The following is a 20,527-nucleotide window of genomic DNA, read 5'->3' as shown; positions in this document are numbered from 1 at the left end:
ACTCGAGCGGACCGGGAAGGGCAGTGATCGGGCTCTGGCGGCGAAGGTGCGGGAATTCGTGGCGAAAATGCCGGACCCGGAAACGAGGCGCGAGCAGTTAGTACGGGAACTAGCCTCCGCAGCTCAGCGCACTCGAGCTAGTGGGTACCAAGCTCCTGATCGCAAAGGCCGGGATACAGATAGGCAAGAACGATGAGATCAGTTTGGCGAAATTTAATCTACAATTCGCGCACGAATTTTTGTGACGAGAACGCGCCATCTACTTTGGGACGCGACCCACGATCGCATGGGCGCGCGCACTATAAGTAATGCGCCCTTGAGCATCCGCAGGCAGGCGTAGACGCACGCGCTCCTTGAGGAGTTTTGCGTCGATTTTAGTCAAGCTTGCGATTTGCTCGCCGATGCTGGCGCCCGTTAACCCTATCGTCCAGAATTCTTCGAAACTGGCGAACTCTCGTTGCACGACGATTTCTCGAGAATTGAGATGCTCAAGTCCGGCACTTTCCCACAGCTCAAGCAGGGCATCCATCCGAGAGACCTCAGGATGTGGAGGGCGCATAGGAACGATCCCGAAAGGCAGCATCTCGTCCTGGATAGCTGCCAGCGGAAAGCCGCGGCCGGGGATGTCCCAGGCATATGCCGAGACCCAGCCGCCAGGGCGCACAATGCGCACCATTTCCGCGACACCTTTGGCCGGCTCGGGAACGAAGAATATCACTAGCGCCATCACGGCGGCATCAAACCGATGATCATCGAAAGGCAACGCCATCGCGTCGCCTTGCTGAAATTTTGCCAGCCGCGCCGCAGATCGCTTACGCGCAAAAACAAGCTGTCCAGAAGAGGGATCGACCCCTTGAACCTCAGCTGGCGCAAATCGATCAACGACGAGTTGAGTAAAGGCGCCATTGCCGCAGCCGACGTCGATCCAGCGCAGACCGCTTGGCAGCGATAGCCAATCCAGGAAAACGTCACCAACAAGCTGGCTCCATTTTCCCATCAATAGCTCGTACGCAGCCCCGTCGTCGAAGCTGATTTTTGGTTCGGCCATCGTCCGGCTCTTTCTGACCATCGCCGCCGTTGCATGACGTGAGGCGCGGGATGCGCCTGACCAGCGAGGTGAAATCGCCGGGCGTCAACCCTCGCTCTGTTACAGATTGTTGCAAGCCGGAACATCAGCCGGTCGGCGGGCGTCTTCTCATGAAGGAAAACTATTCAAGACCGCGGGAGTAAGACATGCATCATCACATCGACGCGACCATGCAGACCTGTATCGACGAATGTCTGAGATGCTATCAATCCTGCCTTGAGATGAGCTCCGGCCATTGCCTTGAACTCGGCGGGGAGCATGCAAAGCCAGGACACATCAAACTGATGCTGGCCTGTTCCGAAACGTGCCGCGCCACCGCTCATGTCATGATCATTGGCTCCCGTCATCACAAGCATCTTTGCGCCGAGTGCGCCGACATCTGCGCCGATTGCGCGAGCGAATGTGAGCGCGTCGGAGACATGGATGCTTGCGTTCGAGCCTGTCGCGCCTGCGCCGAAAGCTGCCGTGCGATGACGGCATAGCTCACCTCCCGGCATCTCCCACCACGGACCGCCGCGCCCCTGCTCCCCTCAAATTAAGGAACATCACCATGACCCGTCTCGGCTTTATCGGCCTCTCATCTGCGCTTGCCATCACGGCCGCTATTGCCCAGCAGCCTGCGCCTAAACCGGCGATGGACCCTGCCATGCATATGAAAATGATGCAGCCTGCCGCATCCGACTCCGCGTCCACCAAAGGTTACAAGGAGTCGATGATGGGCATGATGCAGGCGATGCCGATGACGTTTACCGGCGACGCCGACATCGATTTCATGATGCAGATGAAGGGGCACCATCAGGGCGCGATCGCCATGGCGAAGGTCGAACTCGCCAATGGGAAGGACGCCGAAGCCAAGAAGTTGGCGATGGAGATCGTCGCGGCCCAAGAAAAGGAGATCGCCGTGATCGACCAGTGGCTGAAGGCGAAGGGCAAATAAGCCCTTTGACCGACCGCGTTATGACGAACGGCCTGCGCCGCTGCCTTTGGAGTGACCCGCCATGGAAGAACACAGCCAAATGCAGCGGAGCAGCTACCTGCGACTTGGCGTAGAGCTGATTCTCGATTTCATCGTGATGTACCTCGTGATGTACACGATGATCGCGACGCTAGCGCATTTCCGCTTCAACCTGAACAACGTCTATATGACGCTGATGATGGTCGCGCCGATGACGGTGATCATGTTAGTCTCGATGCGTTCAATGTTCCCGTCGCCCCGCGTGAATGTCGCCATCGGCGCAGGCGCGCTCATAGTCTTCGCACTGAGCTTTGCCGGCATGCGGACGCAGGCCGGCGTCGGGAATGCCGAGTTCCTTCGATCGATGATCCCGCATCACTCGGGAGCGATCCTGATGTGCGAGAACGCTTCAATCACCGACCCCGAGATTAAGTCGCTCTGCGGCGAGATCGTTGCGGCCCAGAGGAAGGAAATCGCTCAAATGGAAGCCCTTCTGGCGCGCCAGTGAGCTGAGTCAGCGTCTTCTTGAGACATCAGTGACGACCAGAAAAAAGCCAGCCGCGACCATCGATCGGATGGTGATGCCGGAACACATCTGCCCCACCTCGTCGATGACGGCGTCGATACTGGCGCAGTACTTTATCAAGTACGGACCGAGCCCAACGCGACCGACAACATCTCAACCTACCCGATGTTGTTGGCGGCGGTGTCACGTGACATATGCATCGCTGCGGTGGGCGACGCCTTGAACCAATGCCTGCGTCCCGTCACCGTCGATCTACCCTCTCGGCAATGGTTCCATCCGCCTATTTGGAGTTATCTCTGGGTCGGCCTGACGAGGAGGGTTTGGTGAGTTGGCAGCGAAATCACTTGTGAACTGAGTTGCCGTCTTTCTACGCCAGTATGACCGCTACTCTAACGCAGGAATCGCCCCAACGCATACTCAGCTCAGGACAGTTCACCGCGGCGGACCTTGCGTCAATGCTCATGCCGGCAGTGGGCGTGGTCCGCCAAGGCCTCGATAATCGCGCAGTCGCAGGCCGTGACTCCGCCAGAGCAGGCCGCAGCGATGCGTTCCAGTTCCTTCTCCAGCGAGCGGAGCCGAGCGATCTTGTGGCGCACCTCGTCGAGATGAGCGACCGAAATTGCATGGGCCTCGTCGCAGGCCATGCCGGGCTTGTCCGACAGCCTGAGGAGCGCACGGATGCCGTCGATGGGAAAACCGAGGTCGCGGGCATGCTTAATGAACGCGAGCCGCTCGACATGGGCACGGCCATAGCGGCGCTGATTACCGTCCGAGCGCTCGGGCTGCGGAAGAAGCCCGACCTGCTCGTAGTAGCGGATCGTCTCGACCTTCACGCCGGTCCGGTCCGAGAGCGATCCGATCGGCATGACGCGCGCGAGGTTTTTTGCGTCCATCTGCATTTCACCTCTTGAACCTGAAGTGGCTACAGATCCTATGTAGGTTGTCTCGCAGCGCCTGCAAGCGGAGACGACCATGACAGCGACCTCGGACACCAAGCTCCAGAACCTGAGCTGGAAAGTCGGCGGGATGGATTGTGCGAGCTGCGCGGCGACGATCCGCGGCGCTGTAGAGCGCCTGCCCGGAGTCAGCGACGTCAAGCTCTCGGTCATGTCCGAAACGATGGCGCTGGCGCTCGACGAGAGCCAGACCAAGCGCGACGCGATCGAGAAGCGCGTCGCAGGCCTCGGTTACACCTTGACGGTGCTGGCGGCGACGGCGACGCCGGTCCAGGAGCCGGCAGCCAAGTGCGGCTGCAGCCATTCCCATAAGCCGGCGGACGCGACGACCACGGCCGGGATCCAACGCAGCCCGGAGCCCTTGAGCTGGAAGGTCGGCGGCATGGATTGTGCAGGCTGCGCCGCGACCATTCGTGGCGCGCTCGAGCGCTTGCCTGGCGTCAGCGAGGTCAAGCTCTCGGTAATGTCGGAAACCCTGACGCTCGCGCTCGACGAGACCCAGACGAAGCGCGACGCAATCGAGAAGCGAATTGTCAGCCTCGGCTTCACCACCGCCGTCGTTGCGCCGAAGACGCAAGCGTCGAGCCCTGCAGCCGGTGATCGTCGCGAGCATGAAGATCATGCCGGGCACGATCATGCGGGTCATAACCATTCTCATGGCGACGATGGAGGCGCCGCGACGCAAGGGACGGCTGATACTGTCTCCAAACAGCCCGTCGATGCCGGCCACGGCCTGCCGGGCCATGTCCACGAGGCGACACCGGACGGCGTGTCCTGGTACCAGACCAATAAGGGCCGCCTCGTGCTGACGACCGGCGCGCTGCTCGGTGCAGCCTGGGCGTCCAGCCTCGTCTGGCCTGCCGCCGCGCACTGGGCCTTCATCGCGGCTTGCGTGATCGGGATCGTGCCGGTCGCGCGCAAGGCTTATGCGGCCGCCAGCGCCGGCATGCCCTTCACCATCGAGATGCTGATGACCATCGCCGCCACGGGCGCGTTGTTCATCGGGGCGGCCGAAGAGGCGGCGCTCGTCGTCTTCCTGTTCGCCGTCGGCGAGGTTCTGGAGGGTGTCGCCGCCGATCGCGCCCGGGCCTCGATCCGCGCGCTCGGCGAGCTCGTGCCCAAGACCGCGATCGTCGAGGAGAATGGCGAGACCCGCACGATCGACGCCGCCGCGCTGATCATCGGCCAGACCGTGCTGGTGCGTCCCGGCGACCGCATCCCTGCCGATGGCGAGATCACCGACGGCGTCTCCGGCATCGATGAGAGCCCTGTCACGGGCGAGTCGGTACCTAAGACCAAGAGCGTTGGCGATCCGGTCTTCGCCGGCTCCGTCAACAGCGAGGCGGCGCTGCGCGTCCGCGTGACCAAGGCTGCCGAGGACAACACGATCGCGCGGATCATCCGGCTGGTCGAGGAGGCGCAGGAATCGCGCGCGCCGACCGAACGCTTCATCGATCGTTTTTCGCGCGTCTACATGCCGGCGATCGTGGGCCTGGCGGTGCTGGTCGCCATCATGCCGCCCTTGCTGCTCGGCGGCGAATGGTCGGTCTGGGTCTATCGGGCGCTGGCGCTCCTGCTGATCGGCTGTCCGTGTGCGCTGGTCATCTCCGTGCCGGCTGCGATCGCTGCCTCGCTCTCGACCGGCGCGCGGCAGGGTTTGCTGATGAAGGGCGGCGTGGTCATCGAGGCTGCGGCCAAGACTGGCATCGTCGCCTTCGACAAGACCGGCACGCTGACGCAAGGCCGCCCGCGCGTGACGGAGGTCGTCGCGCTGGGACGGACCGAACGCGAGGTGGTGGAACTGGCTGCCTCGGTCGAGACGGGCTCAAGCCACCCGCTGGCGCTGGCGATCATCGAGCGCGCCAAGGGACACGCGATCCCGGTGCGCAATGCCACCGAGGCGAAGGCCATCGCGGGGCAGGGCGTCACCGGTACGCTGGACGGAGTTACTATCTTCGTCGGGGCGCCGCGCCACGCGCTCTCGCGAGCCAACTTCGACGACCAGGCGATGGCCGCCGTTGAGCAGTTGGAGACCGCCGGCAAGACCGTCGCAGCCGTGATCGCGGATGGCGTCCTCGCCGGCCTGATCGCCATGCGTGACGAGCCGCGCGAAGACGCCGCCGCCGGCATCGCAGAGTTGAAGGCGATGGGCATCCGCTCGCTGATGCTGACCGGCGACAACGCCCGCACGGGAGCGGCCATCGCCGGTTCGCTGGGGATGGAGCACAAGGCCGAACTGATGCCCGAGGATAAAGTCGCCGCGATCAAGGTGCTGTCGGCCGAGACCTCTGTCATGATGATTGGCGACGGCATAAACGACGCGCCGGCGCTCGCCGCCGCCGGCATCGGCGTGGCAATGGGCTCGGGCACCGACGTCGCGCTGGAAACCGCTGATGCTGCGATCCTGAAGAGCCGGGTCCGGGACGTCGCGGCCATGATCCGGCTGGCCCGTGCGACGATGAGCAACATCCGGGTCAACATCGCCATCGCACTCGGGCTGAAGGCCGTGTTCCTCGTCACCACAGTGTTCGGCTACACCGGCCTCTGGGTCGCGATCCTCGCTGACACCGGCGCGACAGTGATCGTGACGGCCAACGCGCTGCGGCTGCTCCGCTTCAACGCCGGCCGCGCCGGCTGAGCGGGAGGAGCGCGCCATGTCCGGCATGGAGATCGCCAGCTACCTGATGACCGTCGTCTACGTCATCAGCTTCCTCACCATGTCGGCCATCCTCGCCAAGGAAGCGGGAAGGCCGATCTGGCTCTTCAACAAAGGCCGTGAGAAGCAGGCGCTGCCCGCCATGTTGTTTCGCCTCGCCTTCGCCGGCGCGGTGATCTGGCCCATCGTGCTGACATTGGTCGGCAATCCGATCAATGCTGACCCGCTCCATCGCGCGCTCGATGGCCCGTGGGTCGATGTCCTGGGGCATCTTCTCGTCGTCGTCGGAGCCTGCCTCGCGATCCTGTCCCAGCGCTATATGGGCGCCTCCTGGCGCATCGGCGCGGCGGAGGGTGAGCTCGGCCCGATCGTCGACAGCGGCCCCTTCGCCATCTCGCGCAACCCGGTCTTCGTCGGCCAGGCCCTGCTCTTCGTGGGGCTCTTCCTCGTGCTGCCCAGCCTGATCCAGGGTGCGCTGACACTCGGGCTCCTGGTCGCCATCGTCCTTCAGGTCCGTATCGAGGAACGTGTCCTTCTGCGAACCCTTGGCCAGCCCTATCGCAGCTACCAGCAGCGGGTGCGGCGTTGGCTTGGGACTCGCACCACCCCGGAAAGCACGACACCATGACGTTGCGGAAGCGACTCGGAGAAGTCCTTGGTTGGGCGGTCGCCGCCGCGGCGCTGGATCAGCTCTCGAAATGGCTGATCCTGACCTATGTCATGGCGCCGCCGCGCATCATCGAGATCACGCCGTTCCTCAATCTGCGCCTCGGCTTCAACTACGGCGTCAGCTTCGGGATCGGCCGCGACACGCTGGAGGCGTGGCCGGGCATGCTGGCCGCGTTCAAGGTCGTCGTCGCCATCGGCCTCATGGTCTGGGCCGTCAGAAGCCGGATCCGGCTCGAGCGGGTAGGTCTGGCGCTGGTTGCGGGCGGTGCGCTCGGCAATGCGCAGGACCGCTGGCGTCAGGGCGCTGTCACGGACTTCATCGACCTTCACTGGGGCGATTGGCACTGGCCGACTTTCAACGGCGCCGACATCGCGATTTCGGCGGGTGTCGGGCTGATGCTGCTGGCCGCTCTTGCCGACTATCGCAAGGCCCACTCCGAGGCCGCATCCCCACAGCCCAATGTCTCTCCAGGCGCGCAAGGAGACCAATCTTGAGGCGGATCAGACAATTGATCGAGGCGGCTGCCGCCGCTGAGACCAAACCCTTTGCGCTGCTCTCTGGCGCAGCGGCCTGGCGCCTCGGGGGCCTTGCCGTGCTGATCGCGGCTGGTCTGCTCGCCATGGGGCAGATTCATCCCGAGCCGGTGGCGCAGCGTGGCGGCATCGCTGTCATTCATCCGTGGGCCAAGGGATCAGCGCTGAAGGGCGACCAGTTCCCATTCTACGCGACCTTCGCCAACAACGGCGCTCGCCCGGATCGACTCCTCAAGATCGAAACGGCCGCCGCCCACCACGCCATCCTGAAGGCTCTGGACACCAAGACCGGCATCGTCCGTCCCGTGGAGCTCGACGAACTCGCCCTGCCGGCGAATGGCAGGGTGTCGCTCAGGCCAGGAACGCATCAGATCACGCTGATCGGCCTCTACGACAAGGTCGAGCCCGGCAGCTTCATCCCAGTGACCTTCGTCTTTGAGCGCGCCGGCCGCCTCTCGGCCGACATCCGGGTCGAGAACCTCGGCGAACCCGAGCACAAAGATCATATCTGAGCGCCTGTTCTACTCAGTACGCGTTCATGAGGGAGTTTCACGATGGCCACAGGGCACTCGCATGGGGCGGCTCCGACGGGCACCGCGGCAGGCAAGCACAAGAGCCGGCTGACAATGGCGCTGGGCCTGACCACGGCGTTCATGGTCGCTGAGGTCGTCGGCGGGCTCTGGACCGGTAGCCTCGCGCTATTGGCGGATGCGGCCCACATGCTGACCGATGCCGGCGGCCTGGCCCTGGCGCTGATCGCGATCCGCTTCGCCGAGCGTCCCGCTACGCCGGAGAAGACATTCGGCTATGTCCGCGCCGAGGTGCTGTCGGCGCTGACCAACGCCGTCGTCCTTCTGCTCCTGACGGTCTACATCCTCTATGAGGCCTATCAGCGCTTCCAGAACCCGCCGGAGATCATCGGCGGCCCGATGCTGGTAGTCGCGGTCGTGGGTCTATGCGTCAACCTCGTCAGCATGAAGCTGCTGTCGGGAGGATCGTCAGAGAGCCTGAACGTCAAGGGCGCCTATTTCGAGGTCCTGAGCGACATGCTGGGTTCGCTCGGCGTCATCGTTGCCGCCATCGTCATACTGGTCACCGGCTGGACGATCGTCGATCCGATCGTCGGCGCAGGCATCGGCCTGTTCATCGTGCCGCGCACCTGGAGCCTACTGAAGCAGGCCGTACACATCCTGCTTGAGGGTACGCCGCCGGAGGTCGATCTGAAGCTTCTACAGGCAAAGCTCGCCGACCTCCCCGGCGTCGTCGCCGTCGACGACCTGCATGTTTGGACCATCACGTCTGGGCTGGACGCGATGAGCTGCCATCTGGTGATCGACGACATGTCGCAGTCGGCCGGCATTCTGACGGCGGCAAGCGCCGTCATGCGATCGGAGTTCGGGCTGACCCACACGACGATCCAGATCGAGGATGGCGAGATCAGAGCCGCCGAGGGACACGTGAGCCCTCTGTAGCTCTAGCGCGGCCTTTTTGGCGACACAGACGAAGAGGCGCGGGGGAAAAACGGCTGAGACAAAATCGTGCTTGCACGTCGATGGTCAGGGGCGCGGCGATAATGCCGGGGCGCCAGAGGCATGCGCCTTGGGGTCAGCCTGATGACGGCGGTCTTCCACCTCGCGCATCCTCACCACGCTGACCGCATAGAACAGGACCGCGAGGACGACCAGGGCGATGGCCAGAGCGCCGTTGCGCGATTTCATGATGCCCTGCCTACGAGAATTGTCATGGCGCCTGTGGCGGCGAGCGCACGGCCAGCGCCTTCGACTGCAGCGAAACGGTCCATGGCGAAAGCCTTCCTTAAGGTTGATGAGGTGGCAAGAAATATCAATGAATTCTGAATCTTAGGCCTATAATTCAGGGGTCTAATTTCGCGTGAATTCAACGCGTCCTCGCTAGAAACGCTCTCAACGACATGGAGAGCGTCATGAAAAAAAGGCAGAGCGTTATCGCCGCGATAGTCCTCGCTATCGCGACTTCGACCCTGGTCACGCCAGCCTTCGCGTCCGGCAATACCGACCTTGCCCATCTCCACGCCGGCCAATCCTCGCGCACGCCGATCGGCTGGTCGCAGTTCTGCGACGACAACCCGACCGACTGCCGGACGCCGCGCTCGGCGCAGACTGTCATGCGCCTCGACGACCGGGCCTGGAGTGAACTCCTGACCGTCAACCTCAAGTTCAACCAGGCGATCGAGCCGGTCACGGACCAGGACCAGTTCGGCGTCATCGAGAACTGGGACTATGCGAAGACCGGCAAGGGCGACTGCGAGGACTACGTCCTCGAGAAGCGGCGCGAACTGATCAAGCGCGGCTGGCCCCTCTCGGCGCTGCTGATCACCGTGGTGATCGACAAGGAGGGCGGCGGCCACGCCGTTCTCACCGTCGTCACCGACCGCGGCGAGTTCGTCCTCGACAACCAGACCGACAAGGTCCTGCCTTGGTCGAAATCGGGCCTGACCTTCATTCGGCGACAGTCGCCGGACAACCAGAACGCTTGGCAGGATCTCGGGCGCTTCCTGGGTCGTCCGGACGTCGTCACTGCCGCGCTCAAGGGGTCTCGCTAGCATCGCGGCTCACCGCGTGATCAGCGCCCTGCCAGCAGCGGCGCAAGGATCTTGTCGAACTCGTCGATCGTCAGAGCGCCCGTCCGCTTCTCGCCGTTGACGAAGAATGTCGGTGTAGAGTTCACGCCGAATTCCTTGTTCGCGCGCTCCTGGATCTGGCGGACCGCCCGGAACAGGTCCTCTCGCTGGAGACAGGCATTCACCTTCTCCTCGCTGAATCCGGCCTGCTTCATCGTCTGGGTTAGAGCATCAAGCGGCTTTTGGGCATGAGCCCAGCCCTCCTGCGTCCTGTAGAGCATGTCGACGATCGGATACCATTTCGCCTCATCGCCGCAGCGCGCCAGCATGAAACCTGCCGCCGAAAGCGGGTCGAGCGGAAACTCGCGCGCGATGAAGCGGACCTTGCCGGTATCAACGTACTTCGCCTTGAACGCCGGCCACGTGTTGGTGTGGAAGTTCATGCAGTGATGGCAGGTGAGCGAGGCGTACTCGATCACCGTGACCGGCGCATCAGCTGCCCCGAAGACCTTCTCCGGGAGCGGGCCGGGCTCCAGCAGCTTGGCGGCAAGGGCGGGCTGGGCATTCGCCGATCGGCCGATGACGCTGGTGGCGAAGAGACCGGCAGAGAGTCGAAGCAGCGTGCGACGTGCGAACATGAAAAATCTCCCTTGGCGGTTTGATCGCACCTGAAGTGGCTTGAGGTTCAAGCGCATCCGAGCACAGAAGTCCTCAATGTGATGCGACTGGGCGTCGCAGCTCAGTAGCTCCTTCGGCGAACGGAATCGGATACGACGGGTGCGATCGCCGCCATGTACAAGATCGCTCGATGGACAACCTCACCCTTTTCGGCCTCTTCGCCGTGACGCTCATGCTAGCCACCTACGCGTTCGAAGAGCGCAGCCACTGGTTCGTTCTAGGCTTCGCTGTCGCCTGTGCGCTCGGGTCAGTGTACGGCTTCCTGCAGGGCGCCTGGCCATTCGGCGTCGTGGAGGCGATCTGGTCGGTTGTCGCGCTCCGGCGCTGGTGGACCAGACGTCCGGGCTCAGGGCGGACGCCGCAAATTTTCTCTTGAACCTCAAGTGGCATCAGGTTGTAGCAGGCCGTTAACTGTCCTTTTTGACGATTTGTCAGCTTCGTTCGCGCAAAAATTCTCGCATGTTCTCACCCATCCGAATGTCGACCTTGCGAATTGCACTCGGGCTCGTGCTTGGCGCGCTCGCCCTCTCGGGCTGCGTCACTGGCGAGGGTGACGATCGGCATCTTCAACCGCTCCCCGCACGGCTGGTCTCGGAGATGTCCGGCAAGGGCATGAGCCAGAGCGATCCCATCCTAGTTCGGATCTTCAAAAAAGAGAGCGAGCTTGAGGTCTGGAAGCGCGACCGAAGCGGGCAGTACGCCCTGCTCAAGACCTACCCGATGTGCCGCTGGTCGGGCCAACTTGGCCCGAAGAAGCGCGAGGGCGACCGACAGGCGCCGGAGGGGTTCTACACGGTGACCGCGGACCTGATGAACCCGCGCTCGCAGTTCTACCTGTCCTTCAACCTCGGCTACCCCAACCCACTAGAGAAGTCGCAGGGCGCCACCGGCTCGGCGCTTATGGTCCACGGCGCCTGCACCTCGGCAGGCTGCTTCGCCATGACCGACGACGGCGTCACCGAGATCTACGGTCTGGCGCGCGAGGCCTTCGCCGGAGGGCAGCGCAGCTTCCAGGTCCAGGCGCTGCCGTTCCGGATGACGCCCGAGAATATGTCGCGGCACCGCAACAACGCCCATTTCGCCTTCTGGAAAAACCTGAAGGAAGGCTCGGACCACTTCGAGGCAACGAAGCAGCCACCCCGGCTTGCGGCCTGTGGTCGCCGCTACGTGTTCAACGCCAAGGAGGGGGCGGGACCGTTCTCGCCGGCTGAGGCGTGCCCGACCTACGACATCGCCCCGGAGGTGCAGCCCTTGGTGTCGCAGCGCCAGGCGCGCGACGAGGCCCGGTTCGCCGAGCTGATCGGGAGCGGCACGCCGGCGATGAGCTACGCGCATCTGGACGGCGGCATGCACCAGAGTTTCCGGGCGATGCTCAAGAGCCTCGGACCAGAGCGCATGCAGCCCATGGTCGCCGGTAAAGTCGAGATTAGCCGGCCTGACGCCGCGCTCGCCGATCCCTTCGGCGGAGACGACGCTCCCGGCCGAACGGACACGACCGGCTCTCTCGCAATTCGTTGACCGGACCCCAATTCGTGTTTCGCCGAGCCGACGACAGCCTGCATGTTGTGGAGCAATATGGGATCTGAGGGGTCAAGGCCGTCCTGCGGCTGAAAGCCTGCTGCGGACTAGCCTTGCGTCAGCGCTTCAGGTCGCGGCGCTCCACCTTGGCCAGAGGACGCCCGTACAGCACGAGTCTATGCCCGGTCAGCTCGAAACCCAGCTCCCTCGCGACCAGCGCCTGTAGCCGTTCGATCTCTTCCGACCTGAACTCAATGACTGCGCCGCTCTCGGTGTCGATCAAATGATCGTGGTGGACGTCCGATGCGGGCTCGATCCGGACGCGTCCGCCCGCGAAGCTGTGCCGCTCGACGAGCCCCGTGGCAGCGAAGACCTTCAGCGTGCGGTAGACGGTCGATAACGATATGCCGGGATCTATGGCCGCGACCCGCCGATAGATCTCAGTAACGTCCGGATGATCGTCGGCCTTGGCGACCACATCGGCGATGATGCGGCGAGGGCCCGTGATGCGCTGGCCCGCCTCGCGGCAGTGCTCGATCAACACGTCGGCTGCGTCGGACATGAATTCCTCCCTAGCCTCCTTTAATGGGAATCATTCGCAAATGCATTGACAATCGGACATGCATCCATAATCTGCTTTTGCAAATCAGTTGCATCTTAGGGGCGGCGAATGCTGGACAAGGTCGAGGGTGCGGAAACCGGCTGGCGCAAATCGCGCGGCGAGCCGTCGTTGCTCGACGTGTTCCGCAGCATCGAGGTCAAGCCTGGCGCGACATCCTGGCGGAAATTTCTTGCCTTCTTCGGCCCGGGCTACCTTGTCGCCGTCGGATATATGGACCCCGGCAACTGGGCGACCTCGCTCGCCGGCGGAGCCCAGTTCGGCTACACGCTGCTCTTCGTCGCGCTGGTCTCCAACATCATGGCGATCATCCTGCAGGCGCTCTGCGCCAGGCTTGCCGTCGCCACCGGCCGGGACCTCGCCCAGGCCTGCCGTGACGCCTATCCCCGTGCCATCGCCTGGCCGCTCTGGGCGCTGGCCGAGCTCGCAATTTGCGCGACCGACCTCGCCGAGGTCATCGGCACCGCGATCGCGCTCAACCTGCTCTTCGGCATGCCGCTCGAGATCGGCGTCGTCGTCACCGCGCTCGACGTCTTCGTGATCCTCTGGCTACAGAACAAGGGATTCCGTTGGATCGAGGCCTTCATCATCACGCTACTGGGCGTGATCGCGCTGTGCTTCGGCGTGCAGATCGCTCTCGCCGATCCCGATTGGGGGCAGGTGATCCGGGGCTTTGCGCCAACCACCGAGATTATCACCAATCCGCAGATGCTCTACCTTGCGCTGGGCATCATCGGTGCGACCGTGATGCCCCACAACCTCTATCTGCATTCGGGCATCGTGCAGACGCGAGCCTTTGGCGAGACGCTGCCCGAGAAGCGCGACGCCCTGAAATGGGCCACCGTCGACTCCACCGTCGCTCTGATGTTCGCGCTGCTGGTCAACGCCTCGATCCTGATCCTGGCAGCGGCGACCTTCCACAAGACGGGCCAGAACGACGTCGCCGAACTCGGTCGGGCGCATGAGCTGCTAGCGCCTCTGCTGGGCCTGTCGATTGCGCCGACGCTCTTCGCCATCGCGCTGTTGTGCTGTGGACTGAACTCGACCGTGACCGCCACCATGGCCGGCCAGATCGTTATGGAGGGCTTCCTCGACATCAAGTTGCCGGCCTGGGTGCGCCGCCTCGTCACCCGCCTCGTCGCGATCATCCCGGCGATCCTGGTGACCTGGATTTACGGTGCCGGCGAGACCGGCAAGCTCCTGATCCTGAGCCAGGTCGTGCTGGGATTTCAGCTCCCCTTCGCGATCGTGCCACTGGTCATGTTCACGGCATCCAGGAGCAAGATGGGCGAGATGGTCGCGCCGAGATGGCTGACCATCATCGCTGCGATGATCGCGGCGATCATCATCGCGCTGAACATGAAGCTGCTCTTCGATTTGGCGACAGGCTGAGCCCGGTCACGCGATGTCGCATTGCGGGGCTGTTCGAGCCTCGCTATGCCAGCTCCGTGACCATGCGCTCGACCAGAACCGTTGTCGTCCGGGCGCTGCTCGCGCTGACACTCGCCTATGTCCTGATCCTGCAGGGGCTGTTGGGCAGCGCCTCGGCCAGCGCGCAAATCGCCAGCGCCAGTTCGATATCCGGACTGATGCAGACGCTGTGCTCCGGCGCCCACGTTCCAGACGCAGCGCCGACCGACGACGACGGCCACCATGGCACGGCGCAGTCGTCGTGTTGCACCTGGGGTGCCACGCTCGCGCTCGACCCGATCGTCCCGCCGACAGGCCCGTCAGCTCCCTTTCCCTATCGCGCTCGGATAAGCCAGGCTGTTGCGTTCGGACAGATGACGCAGGTGGCGATCCTGTTCCGGGTCGCGACCACTCAAGGATCGCGAGCGCCACCCGGCCTCGACGCGTGACACGAGCGCCGGCCCAAGCCGGTATCATCACCTGTTCGAGGATCCATTCCATGACGCGATCAGCAATCGGCGCCCTCGGCGTCGCCTCGTCCCTTGCCGCTTTTGCGACCATTCCTGCCCGTGCCCACGACTATTCCGTCGGTCCGTTGAAGATCACCCATCCCTGGGCCAGGGCGACACCGCCGGCCGCCAAGGTCGGCGGCGGCTATCTCGGCATCGAGAATACCGGACCGACGCCGGACCGACTCATCGGAGGCTCGACCGAAGCTGCCGCCCGCGTCGAGATCCATGAGAGCAGTCTCACCGACGGCATCATGCGGATGCGCGAGAAGACGGACGGCATCGTCATCCCAACGGGCCAGAAGGTGGAGTTCAAGCCCAGTGGCCTGCACTTGATGCTCGTGGAGCTCAAGGCCCCCCTGAAGCAGGGCGACAAGGTCAAGGCGACGCTACTGTTCGAGCGGGCTGGATCCGTGACGGTTGAATTCCAGATCCAAGGCGTGGGCGCGCCGCAGCCGGCGCCAGCTGAGCACGCCGGACACTGAGGCGCGTCATGTCGATTCTGAAATGGATCCGCTACGGCGCCTGGGCCGGCGTCGTTGTCGTGGCCTTCGTCGGCGCCGCCGTCATGCTGGGATGGTGGCGGGTCGACGGCCCCGGCCGGCCGCTGCCTGATAGCGCGGCCATGCAGGGCCTGCCGGCGATCGGCGGGCCGTTCGCGCTTGTCGACCACACCGGCAAGACGGTGACCGACGCCGACTATCGCGGCAAGCCCATGGCTGTGTTCTTCGGCTTCACCCACTGCCCGGAGGTCTGCCCGACGACCCTGGTGCAGTTGGCCAACATGACCAAGCAGATCGGCGCCGCGGCGGACCGGCTGCAGATCCTGCTGGTCACGGTCGATCCCGAGCGCGATACACCCGAGCAGCTGGCGCTCTACCTCCAGTCATTCGATCCGCGCGTGGTCGGCCTGACCGGCTCTCGCGCTCAGGTCGATGCGGCCCTCGCCGCTTACAAGGCCTACGCCAAGAAGATCCCGACTGACAACGGCTACACCATGGACCATTCGGCCTCGGTCTATCTGATGAGGGCCGATGGCAGCTTCCGGACCATGATCGACTATCACGAGGACGATGGCTCGGCGCTGGACAAGATCCGCCTGGTGCTCCGATGAACCTTGGCAGGCGCCGGCTCGTCTTCTCCGCCGCAGCACTCACCCTCATCATCGCAGCGGCATCCGGGATCTTCGTCGCCACACGACGAAACGTGCCGTCGTCGCCGGTCCTGTCCGGGCTGGCATTCCAGACCGCCGACGGACGTGAGCTGATGGGGGCGGCGTTCCAGGGCCGCTTCGTCCTGTTGAACGTCTGGGCGACATGGTGCCCGCCCTGCGTCAAGGAGATGCCCTCGCTTGACCGGCTTCAGGCAATGAAGGGCGACAGTTCGTTCGAGGTCGTGGCGCTGTCGATCGATCGACAGGGATTGGAAGTCGTCGCGCCTTTCTTCAAGCGGATGGGCCTCTCCAACCTCGCGATCTATCTTGATCGCGAGGCCCGGAGCATGCCGGCGCTGAGGATCACCGGACTGCCCACCACCGTCCTCATCGATCCGTCCGGGCGCGAAGTCGCCCGCTGGCCAGGTGCGCGGGAATGGGACGAGCGCTCGACGGAGTCGGAGATCGAAGAGCATATCGCCAAGGCCGGAAAGTCGACGCGATGACCACAGTACGTGTGAGCGGAGACGGTCAACAGAGCGCGAGCGGGCCGCATCGCAATTGCTCATCTCCTCTCGGCTGGGCTAATCATACAGTCATGATGTCAACCGGCAGATTACGGGATACGGGGCGAGGCCTCCTGGTCGCCGCCTGCGGACTCGTGCTCATGTTCCAGCTGATGGCCAGCGCGCTTGCGGGGAGCACGCATCTCGCCGTCAAGTTCGACGCAGGCGAGATTTCCCTCGCGGAGATCTGCGGTACCGCCCTGGATTCGCAGCGTGATCGGGCGCCTCATATCGAAAGCGTCAACACGTGCTGCGTCTGGGCGAAGTCGGTCGCTCTTGCACCGCTGACGCCTCCGCCACCGGCCTGTCTACTCCCGGAACGCGCCGAACACGCCCTGGCGATCTTCGTCCATGGCGTGCAGACATCGCTCGCGTCTAGTCTGCAAGGGCCGCCACAGGCCACGGGACCACCGCGCCGCAGCTGAAGGGCGAGCCTTCCCTGCGGCCCGCGGCATCGTTGCGCGCAAGCCCTTCACGGCAGATCCGAGACGCCGGCCGTGAGCGAGCACACATCGCCCATGCGAGTCCGCGCGACATGACAATCCCGTTTTCGAGGCCCGAGATTGATCGGACCAGTGTTCAGATCCAGACGGCTCGCACTGTCGCTCGTCGCCATGACGCTTACGGCAGCCCTCTCCTATGCCGTCGTCGCCGATAGGACGCCGCGACCGCGCAACGCCGACGCGCTCATGTTCCAGCGGCTCGACGGCAGCGCCTCCGGCCTCGCGAGCTTTCGTGGCCAGGCCGTTCTTCTGACCGTCTGGGCGACGTGGTGCTGGTCCTGTCGCGAGGAGATGCCTGCGCTTGCGAGGCTCCATCGCAGCCTGGACGGTCGGCCTCCTGCCGTGCTCGCGCTCTCCCTCGATCGCGACGGCGCAGAAGTCGTCGAGCCGCTCTTGGCGCAGCTGAACGTCAAGGACCTGCCGGTCTACCTCGATCCGACGGGCGCGTCGGTGGGTCGGCTGTCGATCTCCGGGCTGCCCACCACGATTCTGTTCGGCCCCGACGGCTCCGAGCGGGGTCGCTGGTTCGGCGTGCGAGCCTGGGATGAGAAGCCGATGATCGACGAGATCGCGGCCCTTCTCGCCGGCGCCCCGCAAAGGAGCGCACGCTGATGGACATCGCTGGTATCGGCATATGGGCGGCGCTCGCGGCCGGCGCGGTCTCGTTCCTGTCGCCTTGCGTCCTGCCGCTCGTCCCTGGCTACGTCTCGTATATCGCAGGCGGCGCGGCTACGGCCGGCGGCCTGCCTTCGCGATCCTCGTCGCGGCTCAACGCCCTCGTGATGAGCGTCTGTTTCGTGCTCGGCTTCTCGACAGTCTTCGTGCTGCTCGGCGCAGGCGCGAGCGCGCTCAGCCACCTCCTTCTCGCCTATCGCTACGAAGCCGGCATCCTCGGCGGCGCGATCATCTTCATCTTTGGCGTCTTCACGACGGGGCTGGTGCGCTTTGCCTGGCTCGAACGCGAGCTTCGCCTGCATGTGCCGATCGAAGGCGGACGGCCCATGGGAGCCTATCTCCTCGGTCTTGCCTTCGCCTTCGGCTGGACGCCCTGCATCGGCCCAGTTCTGGGCGCCATCCTGACCGTCAGCGCGACGTCGACCTCGGCATCGAGCGGCGTCGCTCTGCTGAGCGTCTACTCGCTCGGGCTCGCGATCCCCTTCCTCCTGACGGCGCTGTTCGCCGACGGCATGACGGCGAGGCTGCGCCGACTGCGCGGCGTCGGTCGCAGCCTGCAGATCGTGGCGGGCGGCATCATGCTCCTGATGGGCCTCGCCATGATGTCGGGCCAGCTCTCGACCATGGCGTTCTGGCTTCTCGAAACCTTCCCCTTCCTCGCGAAAATCGGATGAAAGGCTCTCATTCCCACATGACCAACAATGCTACCGCCGCCAGCGGACACGACCGCTGGCTCTATCTCTTCGTCGCCTGGATCATCGCAGTCGCAGCGAGCCTGGCCGCGCTCTTCATCGGCGAGGTCGTCGGCCAGGCTCCCTGCAGCCTGTGCTGGCATCAGCGCGCCTTCATGTTCCCGCTCGCGGTCTTGCTCGCCGTGGCCAGCTTCCGGGGCGACACAGGAATATGGCGCTATGGCCTTCCCCTGGCCGCCATCGGCATGGCGATCGCGGCGTTCCACAGCCTCCTCTACGCCGGCCTGATCCCCGAAGGCATTCAGCCCTGCTCGCAGGGACCCTCCTGTGCCAGCGCCGACATGACGATCCTGGGCATGCTGCCCTTGCCTTACCTGTCTCTCGCAGCCTTCGCCGCGATCGCCATCGCGCTCATCGGCTCCAGAACAAAGGCCGCGTCATGAACCGCCGTGTGATCGTTGTCCTCACCGGCGTCTTCGCCCTCGCGATCTTCTCCGGCGCCACCCTCTTCCATCGGAACGAACAGACCAAACGGGCTCAAGCCATTGCGGCCTCGCGCGCCGAGGCGCTCGTCCGCGATCATTCGCCCGTCATCGGCCCTGCGAGTGCTCCGGTCACAATCGTCGAGTTCTTCGATCCGTCCTGCGAGGCCTGCCGCGCCTTCTATCCGCCGCTCAAGCAGATCCTGGCCCTGTTCCCGAACGATGCGCGGCTTGTGATCCGGTACGCGGCGTTCCACGAGGGGTCGGACGACGCGGTCAAGATCCTCGAAGCGGCTCGGCTTCAGGGCAAGTTCGAGCCCGTCCTCGCAGCGCTTCTGGAGTTCCAGCCGGAATGGGCGGACCACGACAAGCCCGACCTAGAGAAGGCCTGGGCGCGTGCGAAGGACGCTGGTCTCGACATCGAGATGGGCAAGCGCGACGTGGCCCGGCCGGAATTCCAGATGACTCTGGACAAGGATGGGGCGGACGCAAAAGCGCTCGAGGTGAGCAGAACGCCGACCTTCTTCGTGAACGGGCAGCCCCTCACAGAATTCGGTCCGCGCCCACTTTACGAGTTGGTCAAGCGCGAGGTCGAAAAGGCGCGCAAATAGGCCGTCGGCCTATTGACTAGACGAGTGGCGCAGCCTGCGATCGTGGCGCTCGTCGAGCCGCGATCTCGCAATTTGCTCAATGCTTGTTATGCAATCCATGAGCGCCAGATCCTGCGGGCGTACCGGCATAGCCGCGCAGAAGATCGTATTGTGCGATCTGTTCACTGGAAAGGACGGCCGCGGTCTCGATATGGGCGGCGAGATGGACTGCCCTCAGAGCTCCCTGCGTGACGCCGATCCGTTCTGTCAGCGCCCGCAGGCGCTGGCCGTCGATCGTCCGCGCAACGAAGCCTGCGTCCAGTTCGCGCTCAAGGCCGAGTAGGTCTTCTCCGACCGCCTTCGCCTCTGCGCTCATACGGGTCATGATCGCCTTCAGCGCCTGCCGTTGCTCGTCCGACAGCTTGAGCGGCTCGGCCAGTTCGAGGCCATGCATGGGGCCTGGATATCGGTTGAGTTCGGCAGCCTTGGCGAGCCCCATTCCGCGGCCTTGAGTTAGGTCATCGATATCCTTGGTCGACAGCGCCTTGATCTCCCGGCCCTGCTCGCCGGCATAGGGGCTGGGCATCTGCGCTTTTGCCGGCCAGGCCGGCGCGACGCTTGCCGAAATCAGGACGAGCGCGGCTGTGAGGGCGATATGGATCATAGGGGTTCTCCTTTGAACCCAACCTGCCAGAGACCCGCATCGCCCTGACATGATCGCGATCATGTCAGGGCGATGCGGCCTGCCTTCCGTTCGATCGCACCCTCGGATTCGAGCCGCGCCAGCGTCCGGTAGAAGGCTTCGGGCGTCAGGCCGATCGCACTAGCGATCTCCCGCAGCGAGCCGCCGAAAGCGACGGTGCGCCCGTCGTCGCCGGCTTCCGCAACAAGGAAGGCGAGCACCCGCTCGCGCGCCGAGCGGATGTCGCGCAGCGTCAACCGCGAGCGCAGCATCATCACCTGCCGGGCGAGATCGGCAGTCAGGTCGAACCGCGCCGGCGCATCGTCGTTCAGCCGGGCGAGGCAGGCGGCCCTGGGAAAACACGCGACCACGGCGTCGCTGAGCGCAATGGCGTCGCAATGGTAGCGCGCGGCGAAAAGCGAGGCCTCGGCGAAGCGCTCTCCCGGCCCTGCCGTGAACAATGCCGTC

28 protein-coding genes are annotated in these 20,527 nt (G+C 64.3%); 21 read left to right on the top strand and 7 right to left on the bottom strand.

Annotation, left to right across the window (positions count from 1 at the left end; all coding sequences use genetic code 11):
- Positions 1–259: 259 nt before the first annotated feature.
- Entirely contained in the window at positions 260–1,048 is a 789-nt protein-coding gene (locus Q8M82_RS15935) for a class I SAM-dependent methyltransferase (RefSeq protein ID WP_305692307.1), read from the bottom strand.
- A gap of 185 nt (positions 1,049–1,233) precedes the next feature.
- On the opposite strand from Q8M82_RS15935, the gene Q8M82_RS15930 reads away from it, so the two are divergent.
- From Q8M82_RS15930 to Q8M82_RS15920, 3 genes are all read left to right on the top strand, one after another.
- Positions 1,234–1,569, top strand: a complete 336-nt coding sequence (locus Q8M82_RS15930) for a four-helix bundle copper-binding protein (RefSeq protein ID WP_305692306.1) — start codon at positions 1,234–1,236, stop codon at positions 1,567–1,569.
- 68 nt (positions 1,570–1,637) lie between these two features.
- Entirely contained in the window at positions 1,638–2,024 is a 387-nt protein-coding gene (locus Q8M82_RS15925; RefSeq protein ID WP_305692305.1) for a DUF305 domain-containing protein, read from the top strand.
- 61 nt (positions 2,025–2,085) lie between these two features.
- Positions 2,086–2,550 carry a DUF305 domain-containing protein gene (locus tag Q8M82_RS15920; protein ID WP_305692304.1) on the top strand — a complete coding sequence of 155 codons (465 nt, stop codon included), beginning with the start codon at positions 2,086–2,088 and terminating at the stop codon, positions 2,548–2,550.
- A gap of 470 nt (positions 2,551–3,020) precedes the next feature.
- Here Q8M82_RS15920 and Q8M82_RS15915 read toward each other — a convergent pair whose 3' ends face one another.
- Positions 3,021–3,434 (bottom strand): MerR family transcriptional regulator, encoded by a 414-nt coding sequence (locus Q8M82_RS15915; RefSeq protein ID WP_371126380.1) that lies wholly within the window; start codon positions 3,432–3,434, stop codon positions 3,021–3,023.
- Between the two features lie 106 nt (positions 3,435–3,540).
- Between Q8M82_RS15915 and Q8M82_RS15910 the strand changes: the two genes are divergently transcribed.
- The 5 genes from Q8M82_RS15910 to Q8M82_RS15890 are packed head-to-tail and all read left to right on the top strand — an operon-like array spanning position 3,541 to position 8,855.
- On the top strand, positions 3,541–6,162 hold the full coding sequence (locus Q8M82_RS15910) for a heavy metal translocating P-type ATPase (RefSeq protein WP_305692302.1): 2,622 nt from the start codon (positions 3,541–3,543) through the stop codon (positions 6,160–6,162).
- Positions 6,163–6,178: 16 nt separating this feature from the next.
- Positions 6,179–6,808 carry a methyltransferase family protein gene (locus tag Q8M82_RS15905; RefSeq protein ID WP_305692301.1) on the top strand — a complete coding sequence of 210 codons (630 nt, stop codon included), beginning with the start codon at positions 6,179–6,181 and terminating at the stop codon, positions 6,806–6,808.
- Positions 6,805–7,344 (top strand): signal peptidase II, encoded by a 540-nt coding sequence (gene lspA, locus Q8M82_RS15900; protein WP_305692300.1) that lies wholly within the window; start codon positions 6,805–6,807, stop codon positions 7,342–7,344. The genes Q8M82_RS15905 and lspA overlap by 4 nt, the downstream gene beginning before the upstream one ends.
- Positions 7,341–7,895: a copper chaperone PCu(A)C gene (locus Q8M82_RS15895; RefSeq protein WP_305692299.1), complete on the top strand. Its 555-nt coding sequence runs from the start codon at positions 7,341–7,343 to the stop codon at positions 7,893–7,895. The genes lspA and Q8M82_RS15895 overlap by 4 nt, the downstream gene beginning before the upstream one ends.
- A 42-nt stretch (positions 7,896–7,937) precedes the next feature.
- Positions 7,938–8,855 carry a cation diffusion facilitator family transporter gene (locus Q8M82_RS15890; protein ID WP_305692298.1) on the top strand — a complete coding sequence of 306 codons (918 nt, stop codon included), beginning with the start codon at positions 7,938–7,940 and terminating at the stop codon, positions 8,853–8,855.
- 84 nt (positions 8,856–8,939) lie between these two features.
- Here Q8M82_RS15890 and Q8M82_RS15885 read toward each other — a convergent pair whose 3' ends face one another.
- On the bottom strand, positions 8,940–9,101 hold the full coding sequence (locus tag Q8M82_RS15885) for a hypothetical protein (protein WP_159650732.1): 162 nt from the start codon (positions 9,099–9,101) through the stop codon (positions 8,940–8,942).
- A 224-nt stretch (positions 9,102–9,325) separates the two neighbouring features.
- Between Q8M82_RS15885 and Q8M82_RS15880 the strand changes: the two genes are divergently transcribed.
- On the top strand, positions 9,326–9,964 hold the full coding sequence (locus Q8M82_RS15880; RefSeq protein ID WP_305692297.1) for a transglutaminase-like cysteine peptidase: 639 nt from the start codon (positions 9,326–9,328) through the stop codon (positions 9,962–9,964).
- A gap of 20 nt (positions 9,965–9,984) precedes the next feature.
- On the opposite strand, the gene Q8M82_RS15875 is transcribed toward Q8M82_RS15880, so the two are convergent.
- Entirely contained in the window at positions 9,985–10,620 is a 636-nt protein-coding gene (locus tag Q8M82_RS15875) for a DsbA family protein (protein ID WP_305681748.1), read from the bottom strand.
- Positions 10,621–10,790: 170 nt separating this feature from the next.
- Between Q8M82_RS15875 and Q8M82_RS15870 the strand changes: the two genes are divergently transcribed.
- Positions 10,791–11,036, top strand: a complete 246-nt coding sequence (locus tag Q8M82_RS15870; protein ID WP_305681747.1) for a hypothetical protein — start codon at positions 10,791–10,793, stop codon at positions 11,034–11,036.
- Positions 11,037–11,119: 83 nt separating this feature from the next.
- Positions 11,120–12,178 carry a L,D-transpeptidase family protein gene (locus Q8M82_RS15865; RefSeq protein ID WP_305692295.1) on the top strand — a complete coding sequence of 353 codons (1,059 nt, stop codon included), beginning with the start codon at positions 11,120–11,122 and terminating at the stop codon, positions 12,176–12,178.
- A gap of 118 nt (positions 12,179–12,296) precedes the next feature.
- Here Q8M82_RS15865 and Q8M82_RS15860 read toward each other — a convergent pair whose 3' ends face one another.
- Positions 12,297–12,740, bottom strand: coding sequence for a Fur family transcriptional regulator (locus Q8M82_RS15860; RefSeq protein WP_305681745.1), 444 nt, complete (start codon positions 12,738–12,740; stop codon positions 12,297–12,299).
- A 108-nt stretch (positions 12,741–12,848) separates the two neighbouring features.
- Here Q8M82_RS15860 and Q8M82_RS15855 point away from each other — a divergent pair, with 108 nt between their 5' ends.
- From Q8M82_RS15855 to Q8M82_RS15810, 10 genes are all read left to right on the top strand, one after another.
- Positions 12,849–14,189: an Nramp family divalent metal transporter gene (locus Q8M82_RS15855; RefSeq protein ID WP_305692294.1), complete on the top strand. Its 1,341-nt coding sequence runs from the start codon at positions 12,849–12,851 to the stop codon at positions 14,187–14,189.
- Complete coding sequence (locus Q8M82_RS15850) at positions 14,105–14,656, top strand: DUF2946 family protein (protein WP_305692308.1); 552 nt, start codon at positions 14,105–14,107, stop codon at positions 14,654–14,656. Before Q8M82_RS15855 ends, Q8M82_RS15850 begins: the two co-directional genes overlap by 85 nt.
- Before the next feature lie 146 nt (positions 14,657–14,802).
- Positions 14,803–15,201, top strand: coding sequence for a copper chaperone PCu(A)C (locus Q8M82_RS15845; protein ID WP_305692293.1), 399 nt, complete (start codon positions 14,803–14,805; stop codon positions 15,199–15,201).
- Positions 15,202–15,209: 8 nt separating this feature from the next.
- Positions 15,210–15,830: an SCO family protein gene (locus Q8M82_RS15840; protein ID WP_305692292.1), complete on the top strand. Its 621-nt coding sequence runs from the start codon at positions 15,210–15,212 to the stop codon at positions 15,828–15,830.
- A complete protein-coding gene (locus Q8M82_RS15835; RefSeq protein WP_305681740.1) occupies positions 15,827–16,375 on the top strand; it encodes a TlpA family protein disulfide reductase in 549 nt (182 codons plus the stop codon). Before Q8M82_RS15840 ends, Q8M82_RS15835 begins: the two co-directional genes overlap by 4 nt.
- 161 nt (positions 16,376–16,536) lie before the next feature.
- Positions 16,537–16,860, top strand: coding sequence for a hypothetical protein (locus Q8M82_RS15830; protein ID WP_305681739.1), 324 nt, complete (start codon positions 16,537–16,539; stop codon positions 16,858–16,860).
- A gap of 264 nt (positions 16,861–17,124) precedes the next feature.
- Positions 17,125–17,550: a TlpA family protein disulfide reductase gene (locus Q8M82_RS15825; protein WP_305692291.1), complete on the top strand. Its 426-nt coding sequence runs from the start codon at positions 17,125–17,127 to the stop codon at positions 17,548–17,550.
- Entirely contained in the window at positions 17,550–18,287 is a 738-nt protein-coding gene (locus Q8M82_RS15820; protein WP_305681737.1) for a cytochrome c biogenesis CcdA family protein, read from the top strand. Before Q8M82_RS15825 ends, Q8M82_RS15820 begins: the two co-directional genes overlap by 1 nt.
- Before the next feature lie 17 nt (positions 18,288–18,304).
- The gene (locus Q8M82_RS15815; RefSeq protein WP_305681736.1) at positions 18,305–18,748 is read left to right on the top strand and encodes a disulfide bond formation protein B; all 444 of its coding nucleotides are present in this window, start codon (positions 18,305–18,307) and stop codon (positions 18,746–18,748) included.
- Positions 18,745–19,398, top strand: coding sequence for a DsbA family protein (locus Q8M82_RS15810; RefSeq protein ID WP_305681735.1), 654 nt, complete (start codon positions 18,745–18,747; stop codon positions 19,396–19,398). The genes Q8M82_RS15815 and Q8M82_RS15810 overlap by 4 nt, the downstream gene beginning before the upstream one ends.
- A 76-nt stretch (positions 19,399–19,474) precedes the next feature.
- On the opposite strand, the gene Q8M82_RS15805 is transcribed toward Q8M82_RS15810, so the two are convergent.
- On the bottom strand, positions 19,475–20,041 hold the full coding sequence (locus Q8M82_RS15805) for a Spy/CpxP family protein refolding chaperone (protein ID WP_305692290.1): 567 nt from the start codon (positions 20,039–20,041) through the stop codon (positions 19,475–19,477).
- Between the two features lie 59 nt (positions 20,042–20,100).
- On the bottom strand, positions 20,101–20,527 hold a 427-nt coding region (locus Q8M82_RS15800; RefSeq protein ID WP_305692289.1), incomplete at its 5' end, for a Crp/Fnr family transcriptional regulator.

The sequence above is a fragment of the Allobosea sp. genome (genome assembly GCF_030694325.1).
Lineage (GTDB): Bacteria > Pseudomonadota > Alphaproteobacteria > Rhizobiales > Beijerinckiaceae > Allobosea.
This window is presented reverse-complemented; position numbering and strand designations above follow the sequence as displayed.